13 protein-coding genes are annotated in these 19950 nt (G+C 69.7%); 9 read left to right on the forward strand and 4 right to left on the reverse strand.

The genetic code is table 11. The annotated features are described in order from the left end of the window. Positions 1-210: 210 nt before the first annotated feature. Complete coding sequence (locus ACFYW7_RS09925; RefSeq protein ID WP_389499971.1) at positions 211-915, forward strand: response regulator; 705 nt, start codon at positions 211-213, stop codon at positions 913-915. Between the two features lie 276 nt (positions 916-1191). Beyond that, complete coding sequence (locus ACFYW7_RS09930; RefSeq protein ID WP_389499973.1) at positions 1192-1656, forward strand: GreA/GreB family elongation factor; 465 nt, start codon at positions 1192-1194, stop codon at positions 1654-1656. 131 nt (positions 1657-1787) lie between these two features. On the opposite strand, the gene ACFYW7_RS09935 is transcribed toward ACFYW7_RS09930, so the two are convergent. Both ACFYW7_RS09935 and ACFYW7_RS09940 read right to left on the reverse strand, forming a co-directional pair. Next, a complete protein-coding gene (locus ACFYW7_RS09935) occupies positions 1788-2657 on the reverse strand; it encodes a PRD domain-containing protein (RefSeq protein WP_389499975.1) in 870 nt (289 codons plus the stop codon). A gap of 110 nt (positions 2658-2767) precedes the next feature. After that, positions 2768-4900: a glucose PTS transporter subunit IIA gene (locus ACFYW7_RS09940; protein WP_389499977.1), complete on the reverse strand. Its 2133-nt coding sequence runs from the start codon at positions 4898-4900 to the stop codon at positions 2768-2770. A 593-nt stretch (positions 4901-5493) separates the two neighbouring features. On the opposite strand from ACFYW7_RS09940, the gene ACFYW7_RS09945 reads away from it, so the two are divergent. Further along, entirely contained in the window at positions 5494-8703 is a 3210-nt protein-coding gene (locus ACFYW7_RS09945) for an alpha-L-rhamnosidase (protein WP_389499979.1), read from the forward strand. 173 nt (positions 8704-8876) lie between these two features. Here the strand turns inward: ACFYW7_RS09945 and ACFYW7_RS09950 are convergent, their stop codons facing one another. Continuing rightward, positions 8877-10778, reverse strand: coding sequence for an ABC transporter ATP-binding protein (locus ACFYW7_RS09950; RefSeq protein ID WP_389500422.1), 1902 nt, complete (start codon positions 10776-10778; stop codon positions 8877-8879). Between the two features lie 228 nt (positions 10779-11006). On the opposite strand from ACFYW7_RS09950, the gene ACFYW7_RS09955 reads away from it, so the two are divergent. The 4 genes from ACFYW7_RS09955 (at position 11007) to ACFYW7_RS09970 (ending at position 15950) form a co-directional block, all read left to right on the forward strand. Then, complete coding sequence (locus ACFYW7_RS09955) at positions 11007-11987, forward strand: YbhN family protein (protein WP_389499981.1); 981 nt, start codon at positions 11007-11009, stop codon at positions 11985-11987. Positions 11988-12465: 478 nt separating this feature from the next. After that, positions 12466-12933 (forward strand): hypothetical protein, encoded by a 468-nt coding sequence (locus ACFYW7_RS09960; RefSeq protein ID WP_389499983.1) that lies wholly within the window; start codon positions 12466-12468, stop codon positions 12931-12933. A 452-nt stretch (positions 12934-13385) separates the two neighbouring features. Further along, positions 13386-14273 carry a prohibitin family protein gene (locus ACFYW7_RS09965; protein ID WP_389499985.1) on the forward strand — a complete coding sequence of 296 codons (888 nt, stop codon included), beginning with the start codon at positions 13386-13388 and terminating at the stop codon, positions 14271-14273. A gap of 1428 nt (positions 14274-15701) precedes the next feature. After that, positions 15702-15950, forward strand: coding sequence for a hypothetical protein (locus ACFYW7_RS09970; RefSeq protein WP_389499987.1), 249 nt, complete (start codon positions 15702-15704; stop codon positions 15948-15950). A gap of 39 nt (positions 15951-15989) precedes the next feature. On the opposite strand, the gene ACFYW7_RS09975 is transcribed toward ACFYW7_RS09970, so the two are convergent. Continuing rightward, positions 15990-17066 (reverse strand): glycosyltransferase, encoded by a 1077-nt coding sequence (locus ACFYW7_RS09975; RefSeq protein ID WP_389499989.1) that lies wholly within the window; start codon positions 17064-17066, stop codon positions 15990-15992. Between the two features lie 447 nt (positions 17067-17513). On the opposite strand from ACFYW7_RS09975, the gene ACFYW7_RS09980 reads away from it, so the two are divergent. Continuing rightward, positions 17514-18278, forward strand: a complete 765-nt coding sequence (locus tag ACFYW7_RS09980) for a crotonase/enoyl-CoA hydratase family protein (RefSeq protein WP_389499991.1) — start codon at positions 17514-17516, stop codon at positions 18276-18278. Between the two features lie 561 nt (positions 18279-18839). Then, on the forward strand, positions 18840-19949 hold the full coding sequence (locus ACFYW7_RS09985) for a mechanosensitive ion channel family protein (RefSeq protein WP_389499993.1): 1110 nt from the start codon (positions 18840-18842) through the stop codon (positions 19947-19949). Position 19950: the final 1 nt, after the last annotated feature.

Consider the following 19950-nt stretch of genomic DNA (forward strand, 5'->3'; position numbering starts at 1 on the left):
GCACACCGGCGCCGGCACCCCGGCACGGTCGCCCCGCAGCCACCGCGAGCACCGCGCCCTCGCGGCGAGGTGAGGCGCGTACGGAGGAGTGGCGCGCCAACATCGTTCAGACTAGGGCCGGTCAGCCCTAGTGCCATCGGTCCCGCCGCGTGATGATCTGCGGTAAGGACAGCCTGCGGTCTGTCCTCCGCCGGGGAACGAGAGGTCATCATGTCCGTGCCACGCACCTTCACCGAGCAGAACCCGATCCGGGTGTTTCTGCTGGACGACCACGAGGTCGTCCGTCGCGGTCTGTCCGACCTGCTCGAGGCCGAGCCGGACATCTCGGTGGTGGGTGACGCCGGTTCCGTTGAGCAGGCACTCGTGCGCGGCCCGGCCCTGCGCCCCGACGTCGCCGTCCTCGACGTCCGTCTGCCGGACGGCGACGGCATCTCGGTCTGCCGTGAACTGCGGAGCCAGATGCCGGAACTGGCCTGCCTGATGCTGACGTCGTTCGACGACGAGGAGGCGCTGCTGGACGCGATCATGGCCGGCGCCTCCGGCTACGTCCTGAAGCAGATCAAGGGATCCGACCTCGTCTCGGCGGTGCGGACGGTGGCCTCGGGGCAGTCGATGCTCGATCCCGCGACCACGGCTCGGCTGATGCGCTCGCTGCGGGCCGAGCCGACGGACGGTCCCGCCGTGCCCGCCGAGATCGCGAGCCTGTCGCCACGCGAGAGGGAGATCCTGTCCCTGATCGGCGACGGACTCACCAATCGCGAGATCGGCCAGAAGCTCTACCTGTCGGAGAAGACCGTCAAGAACCACATCTCTCGTCTGCTGGCCAAACTGGGCGTGCACCGCCGGGTCCAGGCCGCCGTCCTCGCCTCCCATCTGGAGCAGCCCACCACGGGTGATCACCGGACCAAGCCGTGATGGGCTTCGACGTAGGCAATCGGCCCCACCGAATCGGCCGTCGTCGGCGCCGACAGGCTTTCGATGACGATCTGCGGTGGCCCCACCCGTTGCCGTACCGCAGGCGAGCGGCAGTAGGCCGCTTCGGGACGTCACGCGCCGCTCACCGGGCGGGGGAGGCCAAGTGGCCAATATCGAGGGGCCGCTGAACGACGTCAGAGCCCACGTGATCCGGTCGCCCCGGCACTCCATGGCCTGAGCTCTGCCTTTCCCGGGTGGCCACCGCTACAACGGCCCGTGCCCAGCGGCAAGGCGCCGGCCGTGGCCGCCCTGCCGGAGTCCGCGGAGCAGCGGATCCGCTACGAGCTGGACCAGCTTCGAGCCGAGTTGGAGCGGCAGTCCGGCCCGGCCGGGGGGGGGAACGGCTCGCGTCCACGGGTCCGCACGGACCAGCAGCGGAAGCAGCGCGGGCGCGTCGAGCAGTCGGAGGAGCGCGCCGCACTGCTCGAGGCCTACCCGACCGGTGATCGCAGGGCCGTGGCGGACGCGGTGTGCCCCGGCCGCCTGGTCCGGGTGGAGATCGGCGGGGAGCAGCAGGAGTACGAGATCACCTCCCAGGAGCCGCACTCGGCGGACGTGGAGAAGCTCAGCCCCTGCACCCCGCTCGGGCAGGCCCTGTTGGGCCGATCGGCCGGTAGCCGCGTCGAGTACGAGCACGACGGACGCCGACGGGCCGTGCGCCTGCTGACGGTGACGGACTGACGGCACCCACGGACGTGAGCGGGCGGCGCTCCCCTACGGGGGTGCCGCCCGCCGTGCTGTCCCTCCGAGTGGGGGCGTGCTGATGCTCCCGGGCAAGCGGCACTCCGACCGACGGGCCGTGTCCCCCGCTCTCACACGGCGGTGGCGTCGGCCTCCATGGTCATGCGGGCCACGTGGAGCGCCAGGTAGGAGACCTCGTCCTCGCTGAGCCGCCGCTCCAGCCGCAGCTCCACGATCGTCGCCAGTTGCTGCGCGGTGCGGGTCGCCTCGGGGTAGTACAGGCGTATGCCCTTCCCGATCGTGGACTCGTGGCCCGTGAGCTGCCGGCGCTGCTGGATCCGTACGAAGAGGTAGCGCACATGGGTGATGAAACGTGCCACGCCCATGTTCTCGTGGGAGACGTCCAGCCCGTACCGCTCCCGTATGACGGCGAGCATCTGCTGGACGACTCCGGTCATCGTGTACGTGAAGGACAGGTCGCCCGAGACGAAGCCGGCATTGACCAGGTGCAACGCGAGCGGGGTCGCCTCTGAGGCCTCCAGCTGCGGGGTCACGTGCTCGTTGACGGCCTGGAGCAGCAGCTGGGCCTGGGCGTACTCGGTGGCGTACAGGGTCTGCACCTCGGCGCGCAGCGGGTACTCGATGACGATGCCCCGCGCTGCCCGGTCCAGCGCGCCGGCGACGTGGTCGGCGACGGCGATGGCGAGAGTGGGGCGAGTGGACTCGCGCCCCTCGATGCCGACGTCGCCGAGGGCGGTCACGACGGCCTCCAGGATCTCCTCGCTGATGAGGGCGAGGGCCTCGGCCAGACGGTCGGGGTCGTCGGCGGGGCCGGAGCCGCGGTCGTCGGCGGGGACGAAGACGCGCTCGATCAGCGCGGGGTCGACGGGTTTGCCCTGGTGGGAGCTGAAGCCGAGGCCGCGCCCGGTGAGGATGACCGGCTGGTCCCGCTCGTCGCTCGCGAGGACCACGTTGTTGTTCAGGACACGCAGAGCCTTCACCGCCGGCCCTCCCTTCCGTCCGCTCTCCATCTTCTCCCGAACCGGCGCGGCGCGTGCACGCGTCCCCTCGCGGGAGCGTGCACGCGCCGGTTCGGGTCAATCGCGGCCGGTCACCGCCGCACGGTCACCACAGGGGCGCCGACGGCGACGTCCCGACCTGTGTGCGGCTCGACCGAGGTCAGGCTCGCGGTGTTCAGGACGGTCATCAGGGTGACCGTCGAGTACCCCGCGGCGCGCACGGCGCCGAGGTCGACCTCGGCGAGGAGGTCACCGACGGTGACCTTCCGGCCCGCCTCGACCCGTACGTCGAAGCCCTGTCCCCGCATCTTCACGGTGTCGATGCCGATGTGGACGAGTACCTCGATGCCGTCGGTGGTGCGGATGCCGAAGGCGTGGCCCGTCTCGGCGACGGTGATCAGCTCGCCGTCGACCGGGGCGACGACATGGCCGTCGGCCGGCTCGATGCCCACGCCCTCGCCGAGCGCGCGGGAGGCGAAGACCGGGTCCTCGACCTCGCCGAGGCCGACCACACGGCCCGCGACGGGCGCCGCGAGTTCGAGGGCCTTCCCGGTACCGGTGGCCGTGGGGGCGTCGGTCCCGGCGGTGGCCACCGGAGCGGGACCGGCGGCAGCGGAAGCATCGGTGTCAGCGGCGGCCGTGGCGCCGACGGTGACGAGTTCACGGTCGTCGGCCGGAACGGTCTCGGCGGGGGCCGGGGCGGGAGCGGGAGCCTTGTCGTCGGCGGCCTCGGCCGCGTCGCGCTCGGCGTTGACCTGGGCGCGCTCTTCCTTCGTGCGGTAGTCCGCGAAGTACACGAGCGCCATCGAGGTGAAGAAGGCCGCCGAGATCGCCACGATGTACTTGATCATCGGGTCGAAGACCGGGATGGTCAGCACGGAGGTGAAGGCGAAGGCCTTGGTGTCCACGCCGCCCAGGATGCCCACGATCAGGCCGCCCACGAGGCACCCGACGAGCATGCGCGGGTAGATCCTCTTGAAGCGCAGGTGGATGCCGTACAGCGAGGGCTCGGAGATACCGCCGAGCAGACCCGCGGCCAGGGCGCCGGTGGCGGTCTGGCGCATGTCCCTCTCACGGTGACGGATCGACAGCAGCAGGACACCGGCGGTCGCGCCGAAGCAGGCGAAGTTCCACGCGCCCATGGGGCCCTGGATGAAGTCGTACCCGAGGGTGTTGATGTTCACGAGCATGAGGGCGTTCAGCGGCCAGTGCAGACCCAGCGGGACCAGGAAGGGGTACAGCAGCGGGATGACGATCGCGAAGACGATCGGGGCGTTGCCGTTCAGCCAGGACAGACCCGTGCCGAGGCCGTTGCCGGCCCAGATCCCCATGGGACCGATGAGGAAGGCGGTCAGCGGGATCATGATCAGCATGCTGAAGAACGGTACGAAGACCATCTGCACGTTCTCGGGGAAGATCCGCTTCAGGCCCTTGTAGACCAGGGCGAGCAGGGCGACCATCAGCAGCGGCACGAACACCTGGCCGCCGTAGTCGTTGAGCTGCATCGGCAGCCCGAAGACGTGCGCGACGGACTCCGAGGTGCCCAGGGTCGCGTTCGTGGTGGTGGTGACGCCGGGGGTCTTGGACCCGATCATGCCCGTGAAGTTCGGGGTCATCACCGCGGCCATCACCGTGGCGCCGACCCAGGGGTCGATCTTCAGCTTCTTGGCCGCGTTGTAGGCGACCATGATCGGCAGGAAGTACAGCACCGAGCGCCACATCGAGTCGACGAAGACCCAGGTCGCGGACTTGTCCGCGGCGCGGAAGTCGACCACTCCGAAGGCGTCGAGCATGGAGGCGATCGCGATGATCAGCGAAGCGCCGAGCAGCACGCCCAGGAGGGGGCGGAACGAGTCCGAGAGGTACTCGAAGAAGTTGTCGAGCCAGGCGAAGCGGCCGCGGCCCTTGGCGCGGATCTCAGCCTTGACCTCGGCGTCGGACTGCGGGCGGGGCGTGCCGCCGCCGCTCATCGACGGCAGGTTCATGATGTTCGAGTAGACGCCGGCGACGGCTCCACCGATCACGATCTGGAAGCGGTCGCCGGACTGCGGCACCGTTCCCATGACGCCGTCGAGGGCGTCGAGCGCGGCCTGGTCGGCCTTGGCGCCGTCATGGAGCTGGAAGCGCAGCCGCGTCGCGCAGTGCGTGAGGCTCTCGATGTTCTCGGGTCCGCCGACGCCGCGGAGGATCTTCTCCGCCAGTCCTTCGGGTGTGGGTGTGTTCATGCTGCGTCACTGCATCCCTGGTCGTCGCGATCCTGCATGGCTCCGCGATCTCTCACGCCCGGACCGTGGCAACAAAAAAGGCCCGGGTCGCGCACGGGGCGCCACCCAGGCCTTGCCTCCCGTGGAATGGAACGCCGCCGGGGCATTGCCCGGGGCGATGACCATGACATCCACAGGGAGTAACAATCCTGCGATCGAGATCGATCGGGGATAACTCTATAGCAGCGGGTGGCCACCGATCCGCCCGCTGCGCGTGACCATCACCACGCGAGTGCCACCCGCCACCCGACGGGGCCGGCCGCCGTCCTGCGGGCCCGGGCGCTCCGCGGCACGACCGCCCCTCACCCCCGCCGCTCGGGCGCCACCGGCACGTGTGTGGGCGGCCGGAGCGACGGTCGGTCCCCTCTCCGGTCGATTGAAACCGTTCAATGTTCGAGGACGCGAACCGGCCGAATCCCGTGATGACACGGATCAGCAGGCCCTGTTTCCGGTAAATACCGTCGCGCTTGTTGACCTCCACCCCACCCACCCCTACCTTCACCGCTGTGAATCGATTCATAGCCGATCAGTAACTCCTAGGTGAGGGGCCGCAGTTGATCAGCAGGAGGAACATTCTGGCGGGGGCGGCCGGGGCCGTCGCCGTGACGGCCGCGGGAGCCGGGCCGGCCGGGGCCGCGCAAGGTTCCGCGGCGGCCGCGCCGCGCGTGCGGGGCGCGGCTCCGCGCGTCACCGGGCCGACCGTCGAGTACGTCGAACACCCTCTGGGGCTCGACGTCCGACACCCGCGGCTGAGTTGGCCGATGGCCTCGGACAAGCCGGGGACGCGGCAGAGCGCCTACCGGATCCGTGTCGCCTCCAGCGCGTCGAGGCTGTCCCGTCCGGACGTCTGGGACAGCGGGAAGGTGGCGTCCGACGAGTCCGTCCTCGTTCCGTACGCGGGGCCCCCACTCGCAGCCCGTACACGCTACTTCTGGTCCGTGAAGGTGTGGGACACCGACGGCGCGGCCTCCGCGTGGAGTGCGCCGTCCTGGTGGGAGACCGGGTTCATGGGCACCGCGGGGTGGTCCGCGGACTGGGTCTGCGCTCCCCCGGTCCTCACCGACGCGCCCTCGCTCGAAGGCAGTTCCTGGATCTGGTTCCCCGAGGGGGATCCGGCGAGCAGCGCTCCGGCGGGTACGCGGTGGTTCCGGCGGGTCGTCGAGCTGCCCGGTGATGTGACGGCGGCGAGACTGGCCATCAGCGCTGACAACGTTTTCTCGGTCTCCGTGAACGGGGCCGAAGTGGCCGCTACCGACCTGGCGACCGAGTTCGAGGACTGGCGCCGTCCGGCCGTCGTCGACGTCCTCGGGCGGCTGCGTCCCGGCCGGAACGTCCTCGCGGTCGCGGCGTCCAACGCGACGGTGGGGCCGGCCGGTCTGGTCGCCGTCCTCGCCCTGAGCACGGCGTCGGGCGAGCGGCGGATCGTCACCGACGCCTCGTGGAAGGCGACGGAGGCGGAGCCGCCGGGAGACTGGCGCGGGGACGGCTTCGACGACAGCGGATGGACGGGCGCGCGAGTGGCCGCCGCGTGGGGCGCGGGCCCTTGGGGAAGGGTCGTTCCGGCATCCTTCGCCGCCAACCAGTTACGGCACGAGTTCTCGCTGCCGCGCAAGAAGGTGGCCCGCGCGCGCCTCTACGCCACGGCTCTCGGCCTGTACGAGGCGCACCTCAACGGCCACCGGGTGGGCCGTGACCAACTCGCCCCGGGCTGGACCGACTACCGCGAGCGCGTCCAGTACCAGACGTACGACGTGACCGATCTCGTGCGACGCGGCGCCAATGCCCTCGGCGCGTATGTGGCACCGGGCTGGTACGCGGGCAACGTCGGCATGTTCGGCCCGCACCAGTACGGCGAACGCCCGGCGTTGCTGGCGCAGTTGGAGGTCGACTACGCGGACGGGACGAGTGAGCGCGTCGTCTCCGGCTCGGACTGGCGGGCCGCCGCCGGACCGATCGTCGCCGCCGATCTGCTGGGCGGCGAGACGTACGACGCGCGGATGGAGACACCCGGCTGGACCTCGCCCGGCTACGACGACGGAACCTGGCTGACCGTCCGCACCGCTGGTGACGCGGCGCCCCGGCAGATCGTCGCGCAGGTGGACGGACCGGTGCGGGTGGCCGGTGAACGGCCGGCCGAGAAGGTCACCGAACCCTCGCCGGGCGTCTTCGTCTTCGACCTGGGCCAGAACATGGTCGGTTCGGTGCGGCTGCGTGTCTCGGGCGACGCGGGGACGACCGTGCGGATGAGACACGCCGAGGTCCTCGAACCGGACGGCACCCTCTACACCGCGAACCTGCGATCGGCCGCGGCGACGGACACGTACACCCTCAAGGGTGGCGGCGAGGAGACGTACGAGCCGCGCTTCACCTTCCACGGATTCCGTTACGTCGAGGTCACCGGGTTCCCCGGGACCCCCTCCGCCGATGCGGTGACCGGCCGCGTGATGCACACCTCGGCACCCTTCACCCTGGAGTTCGAGACCGACGTCCCGATGCTCAACCAGCTGCACAGCAACATCACTTGGGGGCAGCGCGGCAACTTCCTCTCCGTCCCCACGGACACCCCGGCGCGCGACGAGCGGCTGGGCTGGACCGGCGACATCAACGTCTTCGCGCCCACCGCCGCCTACACGATGGAGTCGGCCCGCTTCCTGGCCAAGTGGCTGGTGGACCTGCGGGACGGGCAGACCCCGGAGGGCGCCTTCACGGACGTGGCGCCCATGGTCGGGACGGTCGGCAACGGCGTCGCGGGCTGGGGCGACGCGGGCGTCACGGTCCCCTGGTCGCTGTACCAGGCGTACGGGGACCGGCAGGTCCTGGCCGACGCCTGGGCCTCGGTCCAGGCGTGGCTGGGCTACCTGGAGCGGCACAGCAACGGCCTGCTGCGGCCGGCGAGCGGGTACGGGGACTGGCTGAACGTCTCGGACGAGACGCCCAAGGACGTCGTCGCCACCGCCTACTTCGCGCACAGCGCCGATCTCGCGGCCCGCATGGCCACGGTGCTCGGCAAGGATCCCGCGCCGCACACCGCGCTCTTCGAACGGGTTCGGGAGGCGTTCCGGGACGCCTATGTCGGCGCGGACGGGAGGGTGAAGGGCGACACGCAGACCGCGTACGTCCTCGCCCTGTCGATGAACCTTCTGCCGGACGGTCTGCGGACGGCGGCGGCCGGCCGGCTGGTCGACCTGATCCGCGCGAAGGACTGGCATCTGTCCACCGGCTTCCTCGGGACACCCCGGCTGCTGCCCGTCCTCACGGACACCGGGCACACCGACGTCGCCTACCGGCTGCTCCGGCAGCAGTCCTTCCCGAGCTGGGGCTACCAGATCGACAGGGGCGCCACCACCATGTGGGAGCGCTGGGACTCCATCCGGCCCGACGGCAGTTTCCAGACCCCGGACATGAACTCCTTCAACCACTACGCCTACGGCTCGGTGGGCGAGTGGATGTACGCCAACATCGCGGGCATCTCGCCGGGCCGGCCCGGCTACCGGGAGATCGTGGTCCGTCCCCGGCCGGGCGGTGACGTCACGTCCGCGCGGGCCACGTTCACCTCCGCCTACGGACCGGTCTCCACGAAGTGGCGCCTGGGTTCCGGCGGTTTCGAGCTGACCTGCGGAGTGCCCGCGAACACCACGGCCGAGGTGTGGATCCCCGCGGCCAAACCGGACGACGTCTCCCACACCCGCGCGGCGTTCCTTCGTACGGAGGACGGCTGCGCGGTGTACCGGGTCGGTTCCGGCCGCCACCGGTTCACCACCTGAGCGGGTCACCAGGTGAGCGGGTGACCCCCTGAGCGGGTGACCCGGTGAGCGAATACCTGGGTGACCGGGTGACCGGGTGACCGTGGCGGCACGAGATCCGAGATCCGGGTTTCCCGAGGGAGGGCACGTGTGGACGCCCGCCGGTCTGCGGCGGGCGTCCACACGGCGGGTGGCTACGGGGTCGCGTCCACGCTGGCCGCGAGTTCCTCGGCGTTCTCCCGCCCCGTCTTGAACTGGGTCCGGTACAGCTCCGCGTAGCGTCCCCCGGCCGCCAGCAGCTCGCCGTGATCGCCGCGCTCGACGATCCGGCCCGCCTCGACGACGAGGATCAGGTCGGCGGTGCGCACGGTCGACAGCCGGTGCGCGATGACGACGGCGGTCCGGCCCTCCAGTGCCTCGGCGAGCGCTTCCTGGACCGCCGCCTCCGAGGTGTTGTCGAGGTGGGCGGTGGCCTCGTCGAGGATGACGACACGCTGGCGGGCGAGGAGCAGCCGGGCGATGGTCATGCGCTGACGCTCGCCACCGGAGAGCCGGTAGCCGCGTTCGCCGACCACGGTGTCGAGGCCGTCGGGCAGGGACCGTACGAGATCGTCGAGACGGGCACGGCGCAGCACGTCCCAGAGTTCGTCCTCGGTCGCGCCGGGGCGGGCGAGGAGGAGGTTCTCGCGGACCGATTCGTGGAAGAGGTGCCCGTCCTGGGTGACCATGCCGAGGGTCGCCCGCATCGACTCGGCGCTGAGTTCACGGACGTCGACCCCGCCGATCCGGACGGTGCCCGCGTCGGTGTCGTACAGGCGCGGCAGCAGTTGCGCGATGGTCGACTTCCCGGCACCCGAGGAGCCGACGAGCGCGACCGTCTGCCCGGGTTCGGCGCGGAAGGAGATGCCGTGCAGGACCTCGTCGCCACCCCGGGTGTCGAGGGCCGCGACCTCCTCCAGGGAGGCGAGGGAGACCTTGTCCGCGGCGGGGTAGGCGAAGCGGACGTCGTCGAACTCGACGGCCGCGGGGCCGTCCGGGACCGCGCGGGCGCCCGGCTTCTCCTCGATGAGCGGCTTCAGGTCGAGCACCTCGAAGACGCGCTCGAAGCTGACCAGGGCGCTCATCACCTCGACGCGTGCCCCGGCGAGCGAGGTGAGCGGCGCGTACAGGCGGGTGAGCAGCAGCGCCAGCGAGACGACGGCGCCCGGCTCCAGCGTGCCCTCCAGGGCGTACCAGCCGCCGAGTCCGTAGACGAGGGCCAGTGCCAGGGCCGACACCAGGGTCAGCGCGGTGATGAAGGCGGACTGCGCCATCGCCGTACGCACCCCGATGTCCCGCACGCGCGCGGCGCGCTCCGAGAACTCGGCGGACTCCTCCCCGGGCCGCCCGAAGAGCTTGACGAGGGTGGCGCCGGGCGCGGAGAAGCGTTCGGTCATGCGGGTGCCCATGGCGGCGTTGAGGTCGGCGGCCTCCCGCTGGAGCTTGGCCATCCGGCTGCCCATCCGCCGGGCGGGGAGCACGAACACCGGCAGCAGGATCAGCGCGAGCAGGGTGATCTGCCAGGACAGGGTCAGCATGACGACCAGGGTGAGCAGCAGCGTCACCAGGTTCCCGACGACGCCGGACAGGGTGTTGCTGAAGGCGCGCTGGGCGCCGATGACGTCGTTGTTGAGTCGACTGACGAGCGCGCCCGTACGTGTACGTGTGAAGAACGCGACCGGCATGCGCTGCACATGATCGAAGACAGCCGTACGCAGATCGAGGATGAGTCCCTCGCCGAGCGTGGACGAGAGCCAGCGACCCAGGATCCCGAACCCCGCCTCGGCGACGGCGATGACGGCGATGAGCACGGCAAGGCGGACGACGGTGCTTTCGTCACCGTGGGTCACGATGGCGTCCACGACGTGCCCCGCGAGCACCGGCATCGCGACGGCCAGCAGCGCGGTCAGCACACTGAGGAGGACGAACTGCGCGATACGACGGCGGTGCGGGCGGGCGAAGGCGGCGATGCGGCGCAGCGTCGCGGGGTCGAAGGGCCGACGCTCCTGTTGGGCGTTCATGACACTGTGCAGCTGTGTCCAGGCTGTGGTCTCCATGCTCATGGGTACGACAGTAGGACCTCAAGCATTGTTGAGGTCAACGGCTCCGGGCGACCGCACCCTCCCGAGCGGCCTCCCGCCGTCACGGGGACCGGCGTCGAGATGATCGCCGGGGACGGCGGCGGGCCTTCGGGCGCCGCCCCTCCCGCAGCTTGCCCAGCGCGTCAGACGGCGTCCCCACGCCCGCAACCTCACGTTGGCGCGGTGGGGAAAACCTCTCCGGATGTGACAACCGTTCGGCTTCCCCGGGCCCTCCCCAGGCTCCGCCGCCTCGCCCTTCGACCCGCCGTCCGGCCGGTCCTGTGTCTCCTCCCGCTCGCACTGGTCCTCGTGGTGGCCCTGCGCCACCGGTCGGTGCTCATCGAGGGCTTCGGTCATCTGCGGTCGGCCGAGTGGCCCTGGCTCGTGGCCGCGGCTTCCGCGACCTGCCTGACCTGGGTGGCTGCGGCCGTGACCCGCCAGGGCGCGGTCATGGAACGGCTGCCGGCGCGTCGGCTGCTCGCCACCCAGTTCGCCGCCGGAGCGGCGAACCACCTGCTGCCGACGGGCCTCGGCGCCGGCGCGGTCAACCTGCGCTTCATGACAGTGTGCGGAGTGCCGCTGGCCCGCTCCTCGGCCGCGCTCGCGCTGTACCTGCTCGCCGAGGCGATCGCCCGGCTGGGCCTGCTCCTCGGTCTGCTGATCGCGTTCCCGGGGGCGCTGCGGCTCGGCGGGCTGCTTCCGGACGGAGCGGTGGGCCCGCTGCTGATCGGCGTCGGGCTGGCCGCGGGCACCGCGGTGGCGGTGCTCGCGCTGGTACGACGGCTGCGCGCGGCCGTCTTCTCGTTCCTGCGCACGGCGTTCGGCGAGGCACGCTCGGTGCACACCCGTCCGTCGCGTGCCCTCGCCCTGTGGGGCGGCTCACTGGCCTTCCCGCTGCTCCAGGCGGCCGGACTGGCCGCGGTGGGGCGGGCGTTGGGCCTCCCGGTGTCGCCCACCCACATGGTGATCGCCTACCTGGCGGCGACGGTGGCGGTCGCGATGGTACCGACGCCCGGCGGACTCGGGTCGGTGGAGGCCGCGCTGATCGTGGCGCTGGTCGCCGCGGGCGGCCCGGTGGCCGTGGCGACCGCGGTGGTACTGGCGTACCGGATCATCACCGTGTGGCTGCCGCTCCTGCCGGGGGCGTTGACGCTGGGCGCGCTGGTGCGGTGGAAGGTGATCTGAGGGGGCGGTCCGGCTCCTGGGCCGCGTCGGCGTCGGTACCTTCGTTCCCTTCATTGCCCTCGTTGCCTTCGTTTCCCTCGCTGTCTGCGCCGTCTGCGCCGTCTGCGGCGCCTGCGGTGCCTGCGGTGCCTGCGGTGCCTGCGGTCGAACCGTGACGGTGTCCGGTCCGGCTGCTCCGAGGGCGTACGCGGAGCCGGCCGACAGTGATGGCTGCGGCACCCGACTGCTTGGATCATGCCCATGACGGACTGGCCCGATCTCCGCCACGCCTCCGCCACGGCGGAGGACAGTCGGGGCCTCGACGCTGGTGTCGGCGTCGGGAACCGTCAGGGGGCGAGTGATCATGGCCCCGTATGGTTCCGGCGAGTCGGGCAGGCCGTGGACGCGCCGGTGAAGCACGACGCCGGGGCCAGTTCCCAGAGGCTCGTCCCATGGTGGTTGCCGAATCCATGCAGCCCCGATCAGACAGGATCAGCCCATGTCCGACAGACCATCGATCGGTGAAGCGGCAGACCTCCTTCGGGCACAACTGGGCATGGGCCAGATGTCGAACCCCGCAACAACCGAGGACACATGGGCTGCCTTTGTCCGCTTCGGCCGAATGCGGTTCAGCACGGCGAATTCGCCTGACGCGGACGGTCTGCTGTTTCAGTACGGGGGGGTGTACGCCTTCGACGGTCCGGAAGCGTTCTCCCTCGACCTCACGCGCCAATTCGAAGTGCTGGGCGAGAGCGGCGACCATGACCACTTCGTCCAGGTCCACTGCGAGTTGGCCTACGAGCCGGTACCGGCGTTGACCGCCCTGGGGGCCTTCAACTCCTGGTTCTTTCACGACTCGGGTGAGGATCTGGGGCGGTGGCTGGAAGCCCTCACCGATCAGGATGCCTGGACAGTCATCCGTGAGCAGAGACCGGTGAAGGTGGCGGTCCGCCAAGAGGCCGTCTAGCGCTCTGCCCGGGAGGGTTCACCGAGTCGCTGGTGTGCTGAAGAGCCGGGCCGCGGGGTCACCATCGCCAAGACCTGTCCACCAGTTCCCGTCATCCTTCACCAGCAGCGGTTCCTGCCGCTGACCGGTTGCCTCGTACGCCACTGTCACCGCGTCGAAGTAGCTGACGAGTCCCTCCGTTAAGATTGCGGACACCTTCAACTACCCCTCCTCTCAGTAGAGTTGGGCGTGTTCAAGTGGCTGGTCCGCACGTCGGGGCGGGCAGGAGCGGCCTGCCGAAGCGGTCCTGGTGTCCCGGTTGGGCCGCGAGGGCGTGCCGCCGGGCGCGGCGTACACCGTGCGCCGCGGTGTCCCGGAGGGGACCGCGTACGCATCCGGACCGGCAGCCTGTCACGCTGTACCGCGCGTCGCCTCCGAGGCGGCGCGGATCCATTTCCGGAGGGGGCTCACCTATGTTCGTGCTGTCCATTCTGCTACTCATAACGGCGGTCGTGCTCTTTCTCGTCGGCCGCGGCCGCACCACCCCGGGCTGGAAGCTCGGTGCGGCGCTCAGCGCCGTGGGAGGCCTGCTGGCCGGCGTCCTCGCCTGTGTCGTCGTCGTGAGCGCCTATGAGGTCGGAGTGCCGGTGACCTTTGGGAAGGTCGGCACACCACTGGTTTCCGGTATCCACTTCAAGTCGCCGTTCACCGACATCACATCCTTCTCCACCCGCCCGACGGACCTCGACCTCTACGACAAGGACGTGGTCGAGGTCCGTTCCTCGCAGGGCGGTGTGTTGTACGCGGACGTCACCGTCAAGTGGGCCGCGGTGCCGGCGAAGGCGGTCTCCCTGTACCGGCTGGCGGGCAGCGAAGAAGCCATCCAGGAGCGGCTGGTGCGACCGGACAGCCGCGAGATCATCCGCAATGTCTTCGCGAAGCACACCAGCGAGGAGGGCTACGCCTCCGCCCGCGAGCAGATCGGTGCGGAGATCGAGAACCTCATCAAGGAACGACTGGCGCCGCGCGGCATCGACGTCACCGCCGTCAACCTGCGCAAAGTGAAGCCGTCGGACAAACTGCAGGATCAGATCGACAAGAAGATCCAGCAGGAGCAGGCCACCGAGCGGGCGGTCGAGGCGTCGCGTACGGCCAAGGCGGAGGCGGAACGCAAGCGGATCGAGGCGGAGGGCATCGCCCGCGCCAACAAGATCCTCGAACGGTCACTGAGCGACAAGGTGCTGTACAACCAGTGCCTGGAGGCCTACAAAGAGGCCGCCAAGGCCAACCCGGTGTACGCGGTGCCCTGCGGTACGGACTCGGGCGGCACCCCGGTCATCGTGGACAGCAGCAAGAAATAGCCGCAGCTCCACCAGCCATACCCTGCCCGGGCGTCTTGCCCTACAAAAAGGCCCGGAGACTCGGCGCAGCCCAGATCGGGCTCGGCATCCGGAACGGCAGAACTCCCCCACGTGCGTTCGGCAGTCCCTGACAGCAACGCCGGTAAACCCGAGCGGTCCTGAGCACCCGTCGGGATACGTACGGACGTACCAGCGCGATGTCCTCACCCGGGAGTCGGCACGCACGGTTCGCCCAGTCCCGGGTCCTTCCTGGCCAGTTGGACGAGTGGGACCGGCCCCGAGCGATCCGCTCCGGGCCGCCCTCGCGCCGTGCGGGGGCGCTCAACAATGACCGGCAGAGAAATCGGTGACAAGTTCAGCTGCCGGGCCGCCATGACTGCCGTGGGCTGCTTCTTTCTCTTCGGCACGGTATGTCTCGTGCTCGGCGCGACGGGTGTCATGGGCCCCGCATGAGCAACCGTGCCGGAACCTGTCCCGATTGCGGCGAGCCCATGAAGTCTGGTGGCACCGTCCTCTCGCGGCGAGGGGACGACGACCAGCGGGCGTGCCGGTCGCTGTGGAGGTGTACCAGTGGACACGTGTGGTGGAAGTGGGCCGACCGCCCGGACGGTTCCCTGGAAACCTGCCCGATGCCAAAGCTGTTCCGTTGACATCCAACGCTGACGTCAACAACACCGGACGGCGGCGACACGCAGCAGCCACGTACGGCGCCGGCCCACAAGGCAGGCCCCGACCGGACGGAAAGCAGGTCGAACTCCTCAAGCGGGCGTTGACCGACATCGGCAACTGCCGACGGCAACGGCAAGTCAGGACATCGATCGACCAGGTAGTCACAAGTCATGGCCACCGTGGCCCAGTTGTGACTGGACTGACCATCTCGGGTTGACCGTCCAGCGACGCAAGGTGACAGGACCAAGACCACCCGGCGCAACGAGAGGCTCTCGCCCCTGCCCCGTGGACGGCGGGGCGTCGCCCATTCGGATCGCAGTCGGGCGGAACCGGCTTCACGCCCCCTTGCGAGCGCGCATGATGCCGTCACGCTTCAGCACCACACAGGGGGAACGATGCCGAGTTACAGCGAGGTCCGGAAAGCCGTTCGAGTAGAGAAGCTCCGCATCTGGTTTCAGCCGACTCCATAGGCAGGTCGATGTCGTCGCGCCGACCGCCCGGCACGGTCTCGGCCGGTACCAACTCACCGGCAAACGGCGGAAGCCGTAAGGCCGTTCGCGAACATCGTTCCGCCGACCACCTGACCATGCGCACCCGAGGCTGAGTCCAATGGCGCCCTACGAGCGCGAGTCACGATCCCGCAGGGCGCTGACGCCGCCACCGGCATCGCTGAAGTGCTCATAGACGCGCGCCTGCCCACGCGCGTCACGAAAGGTTCTCGTAGCCGCCGCTTCGATTCACGAGACCGCCGACCCCGAAGTGATCGTCGCCGCGTTCGCCTATGAGTTCGCGTTGCCGGACGACTCCACGGCCAAGGTGCCCTGCGTCTTCGTCGTGCGTGTCCGGGACGGCCGGATCATCGAGTCACGCGACTACGTCGACCCGATCCGTACGCACACGGCCCGCGGGGACCTCGGCCTCCTCATCACGTCGTTGCGGAAGGGTGCTCCCCGAGGCTTCCCGAGGCCCCGATTCGTGCGTTCGCCGACTGAGCCCGCGCGCACGTGATCACGCGGATGGAGCGAGCTCCTCACGAGACCCACGGGATCAACCCGAAACACCCAACTTCACGCGTGCGTGGTTGAGGTTCATTTCCACCCGTTCCCGCTCCCCTTCGGGGAGGAACTTGTTTCGCAAGAGCTTTTCGCAGAGGTCCTGTGCCTGATCGTATCGGCCGGTCCAGTAGGCGGCGATGGAGAACTCGTCGAGTGCGCGCCAGTTGTACCAGCACTGTTCGACGAAGAGAATGTCCGCCGGCCGACGGATTTTGAGGGCCGCGCCCGCGAATACGTACGCCATCTGCCATCTTTCGAATTTCCGGCACAGGCGAGCCAGCTCTCCCGGGGCCTCGGCCCGGGTGGGCCTGCTCTCGTACGCCTTGACGTAGCGGTCCATCACCACGCCGACATCATGGCCCAGTTTCTCCGACAGGCGCGCGGCGTAAAGATTGGAGCAGAATACTTCTTCTCCCCAACCTCCCATTTCCGCCCGGAGGTCGTAGGATTCGATCGACTTCTCCGGCTCTTCGGCATCACGCCAGCTCTGGGCGAGGTAGAACATGTACCGAGCATTCTCCGGCTCCTTCTGCAGACCCTCTTGGAGAACCGCGGCATCCCGCAGGTACTTCTCACGCTTCCCGTGCTCCTTGAGGCGTGCGCCGCCACCGAGCGTGCGGATATTGAATCCCTTGATCTTCTCCCGACGGTGGGTCGTGCCGCACTCAAGGTACTCGTGCAATACGCCGACATAGCGCCACGGAAGTCGCGTGGACACCAGTGCGGGGCGCCAGTGGATCAGCGGGCCGTCGTGCAGCGCCACCATGTAGGCGTCGTGCGTGAGTTTCTTCATTCGGAATTTCGCATCGATCTCCATTACGTCGTCGGCGTCGATGAAAAGGAGATACAGTGCGGAGTCCCGGGCCAACTCGATCGCCTCGGTGCGGCTCTCGTCAAAACCCTTCCAGGGCCGCTCGTAGAGCTTTCCCGGAATATCGGCGTACACCTCGCGGATGATGTCCTGTGTGCCGTCGGTCGAACCGGTGTCGAGAATCACCCAGGTATCGATCAAGGGGCGGACCGATTCAAGGCATCGCTTGATGACGTGGGCCTCGTCCTTGACGATCATGTTGAGGCAGATTCTCGGCTTCACATGCATCTCCAGAATTACGGCGTACGGTCCAGACTCGCTCAGGAATACTGACAAGCGGGGCCGCGCGCGAGCCCACACCACGCTTGAGGACTCACTCATAAAGCCGAGTGCCGCCGTGGCGCCACCCGCGGATACGGGATGCGTGGTAGCGGTGAAGTGCGGGCCGACCATGACCGGTCCGCCCGTCCGTGGACGCTCGGCAGAGAGCTACGGATCAGAAGGGCACGCGCCGGAACTGCTCGCGCCCGCCCACGTCCCGTCACCACCGCGGCAGTGGGCGGCCGGGCTCCTCACAGCCGTCGGTCGAGGCGCCACGGCAAACCCTCCCCCGCTCCGCTGTCGTGCGCTCCGTCGCGTGCTGTGATAGCGAGAAGGGACCACGGCGTGCGGTGAGGTGCGTCGGCCGGGGAAGGGGACAGTTTCATGTCGGTCCGGATCGAACGTCAGGGTCAGGTGACCACCGTCGTCCTCTCCCGGCCTACGGCCCGTAACGCGGTGGACGGGCCGACGGCCGCCGAACTCGCCGACGCCTTAAGGAAGTTCGAAGCGGACGAGACGGCGCGCGTGGCGGTGCTCTGGGGTGAGGGCGGCACGTTCTGCGCGGGCGCGGACCTCAAGGCCGTCGGCGGCGAGCGGGGCAACCAGGTCACCGAGGACGGCGACGGGCCGATGGGGCCCACCCGGCTGCGCCTGACCAAGCCGGTGATCGCGGCGGTCGCGGGGCACGCCGTGGCCGGTGGTCTGGAGCTGGCGCTCTGGTGCGATCTGCGGGTGGCCGAGGAGGACGCCGTGTTCGGGGTGTTCTGCCGCCGGTGGGGCGTCCCGCTCATCGACGGGGGCACGGTACGGCTGCCCCGGCTCATCGGCACGAGCCGCGCGATGGACATGATCCTCACCGGTCGGCCGGTGGCCGCTCCGGAGGCGTACGAGATGGGGCTCGCGAACCGTGTCGTCCCGGTCGGCCGGGCCCGCGCCGAGGCCGAGCGGCTCGCGGCGGAGATCGCCGGCTTCCCGCAGTCCTGTCTGCGCAGCGACCGCGCCTCGGTCCTCGACCAGGAGGGCCTCATCGAGAAGGAGGCTATGCGTACCGAACTCCGTCACGGCATGGGCGTACTGGAGGAGAGCATGAAGGGCGCAGCCCGGTTCGCCTCCGGTTCGGGGCGGCACGGTTCGTTCGACGGGCTCTGACCTCCGCCGCCAGCACCCGGTCCCGGCACTTCCCCGCAGGCCATGGGGCCCGTACGGACGTAGGGCCGCCCCCGTACGGACGTAGGCCCACCCCCGTACGGGACGAAGGCCCGCCCCAATACGGAACGCGGCGCCTGCGCGCGGCACGGGACGCCGGCCCACACCGCGCGGGAATGGACCCGCTGGAAAGGGACATCGCCCTGCCGGACGGGAGCTCTGAGCCTGAGCGGCGCGAACCGGCGGCCCGTCCGGAAGAGGCCGCCGGACGGTCCGGCAGAGGCTCGCGGACCGTCCGGCGGAGACCGTCGGCCGAATCGGGTCGGCCCATCACCCCGTCCCAGGGGGGGATGTTGGAAGGCCCGGTCGTCAAGGGCGGCTCCGTGGGAGGTTGGTGACGGGAGGGCGGACGGATGCGGCAGGATGAGCGGTCCCCCCGGACGACGACGAACACCCGTCCGGGTGTGATCGCGCGTTCCCGGATTCGAGCAGGTGGCAAGTGACGACACAGCACATTCGGCCCGCGGGCCCTCACCCCGGTCCCGGTCTCCGTGGAGGTCATCGATGAAACGCTCCGTCACCGTGGACGACCTGATCATCGCCGGAATAGCCCTGGCGGCCGGGCTGCTGGCGGCGTTCCTGCTGCGGATGCTGCTGCGCTGGCTGGGCAAGCACGCCAAGCGCACCCGCTGGAGCGGTGACGACGTCATGGTCGACGCGCTGCGCACCGTGGTGCCGTGGTCCGCCGTCGCCGGGGGCGTCGCGGCGGCGGCCGCGGTGCTTCCGCTGACCTCTGCGATCGGCCGCACCGTCAACCGGTCATTGACCGTCCTGCTCATCGTGGTCACGACGATCACCGCGGCCCGGCTGATCACCGGCCTGGTCCAGTCGGTGACGCAGTCCCGCTCGGGCGTCGCCGGATCGGCCACCATCTTCGTGAACATCACCCGGGTCGTGGTGATGGCGATCGGCTTCCTGATCGTCCTGCAGACCCTGGGAATCTCGATCGCGCCGCTGCTCACCGCGTTGGGTGTGGGTGGTCTGGCCGTCGCGCTGGCCCTTCAGGACACCCTCGCCAACCTCTTCGCGGGTGTGCACATCCTCGCGTCGAAGACGATCCAGCCGGGCGACTACATCCGGCTGAGCAGCGGTGAGGAGGGCTACGTGGTCGACATCAACTGGCGCAACACCACGGTCCGTCAGCTCTCCAACAACCTGGTCATCATCCCCAACGCCCAGCTCTCGGGCACCAACATGACCAACTTCACCCGGCCCGAACAGCAGATGACCCTGCTCGTGCAGGTCGGCGTCGGCTACGACAGCGATCTGGACCACGTCGAGCGCGTCACCAACGAGGTCGTGGCCGAGGTGATGACGGGGATCACCGGCGCCGTCCCGGACCATGAGCCCGCCGTCCGTTTCCACACCTTCGGCGACTCGCGCATCGGCCTCACGGTGATCCTCGGCGTGGGCGAGTTCAGCGACCAGTACCGGATCAAGCACGAGTTCATCAAGCGCCTGCACCGGCGTTACCGGGACGAGGGCATCCGGATTCCGTCGCCCGCCCGGACGGTGGCGCTGCAGCACGGCGGGGCGGCGCTCCTGGAGACCTCGATCCCCCACCAGCGCGAGGCCAGGAACGAGGCCCTGCACGAGGGTACGAAGCTGCACTGAG

This window comes from Streptomyces sp. NPDC002580 (assembly GCF_042889485.1).
Lineage (GTDB): Bacteria > Actinomycetota > Actinomycetes > Streptomycetales > Streptomycetaceae > Streptomyces.

What these genes read in the sequence shown, in the direction of transcription:
- ACFYW7_RS09925 (WP_389499971.1), top strand. Translation starts at nt 211, where the DNA reads ATGTCCGTGCCACGCACCTTCACCGAGCAGAACCCGATCCGGGTGTTT.
- ACFYW7_RS09940 (WP_389499977.1), bottom strand. Translation starts at nt 4,900, where the DNA reads ATGAACACACCCACACCCGAAGGACTGGCGGAGAAGATCCTCCGCGGC.
- ACFYW7_RS09950 (WP_389500422.1), bottom strand. Translation starts at nt 10,778, where the DNA reads ATGGAGACCACAGCCTGGACACAGCTGCACAGTGTCATGAACGCCCAA.
- ACFYW7_RS09960 (WP_389499983.1), top strand. Translation starts at nt 12,466, where the DNA reads ATGTCCGACAGACCATCGATCGGTGAAGCGGCAGACCTCCTTCGGGCA.
- ACFYW7_RS09965 (WP_389499985.1), top strand. Translation starts at nt 13,386, where the DNA reads ATGTTCGTGCTGTCCATTCTGCTACTCATAACGGCGGTCGTGCTCTTT.
- ACFYW7_RS09975 (WP_389499989.1), bottom strand. Translation starts at nt 17,066, where the DNA reads ATGATCGTCAAGGACGAGGCCCACGTCATCAAGCGATGCCTTGAATCG.
- ACFYW7_RS09980 (WP_389499991.1), top strand. Translation starts at nt 17,514, where the DNA reads ATGTCGGTCCGGATCGAACGTCAGGGTCAGGTGACCACCGTCGTCCTC.
- ACFYW7_RS09985 (WP_389499993.1), top strand. Translation starts at nt 18,840, where the DNA reads ATGAAACGCTCCGTCACCGTGGACGACCTGATCATCGCCGGAATAGCC.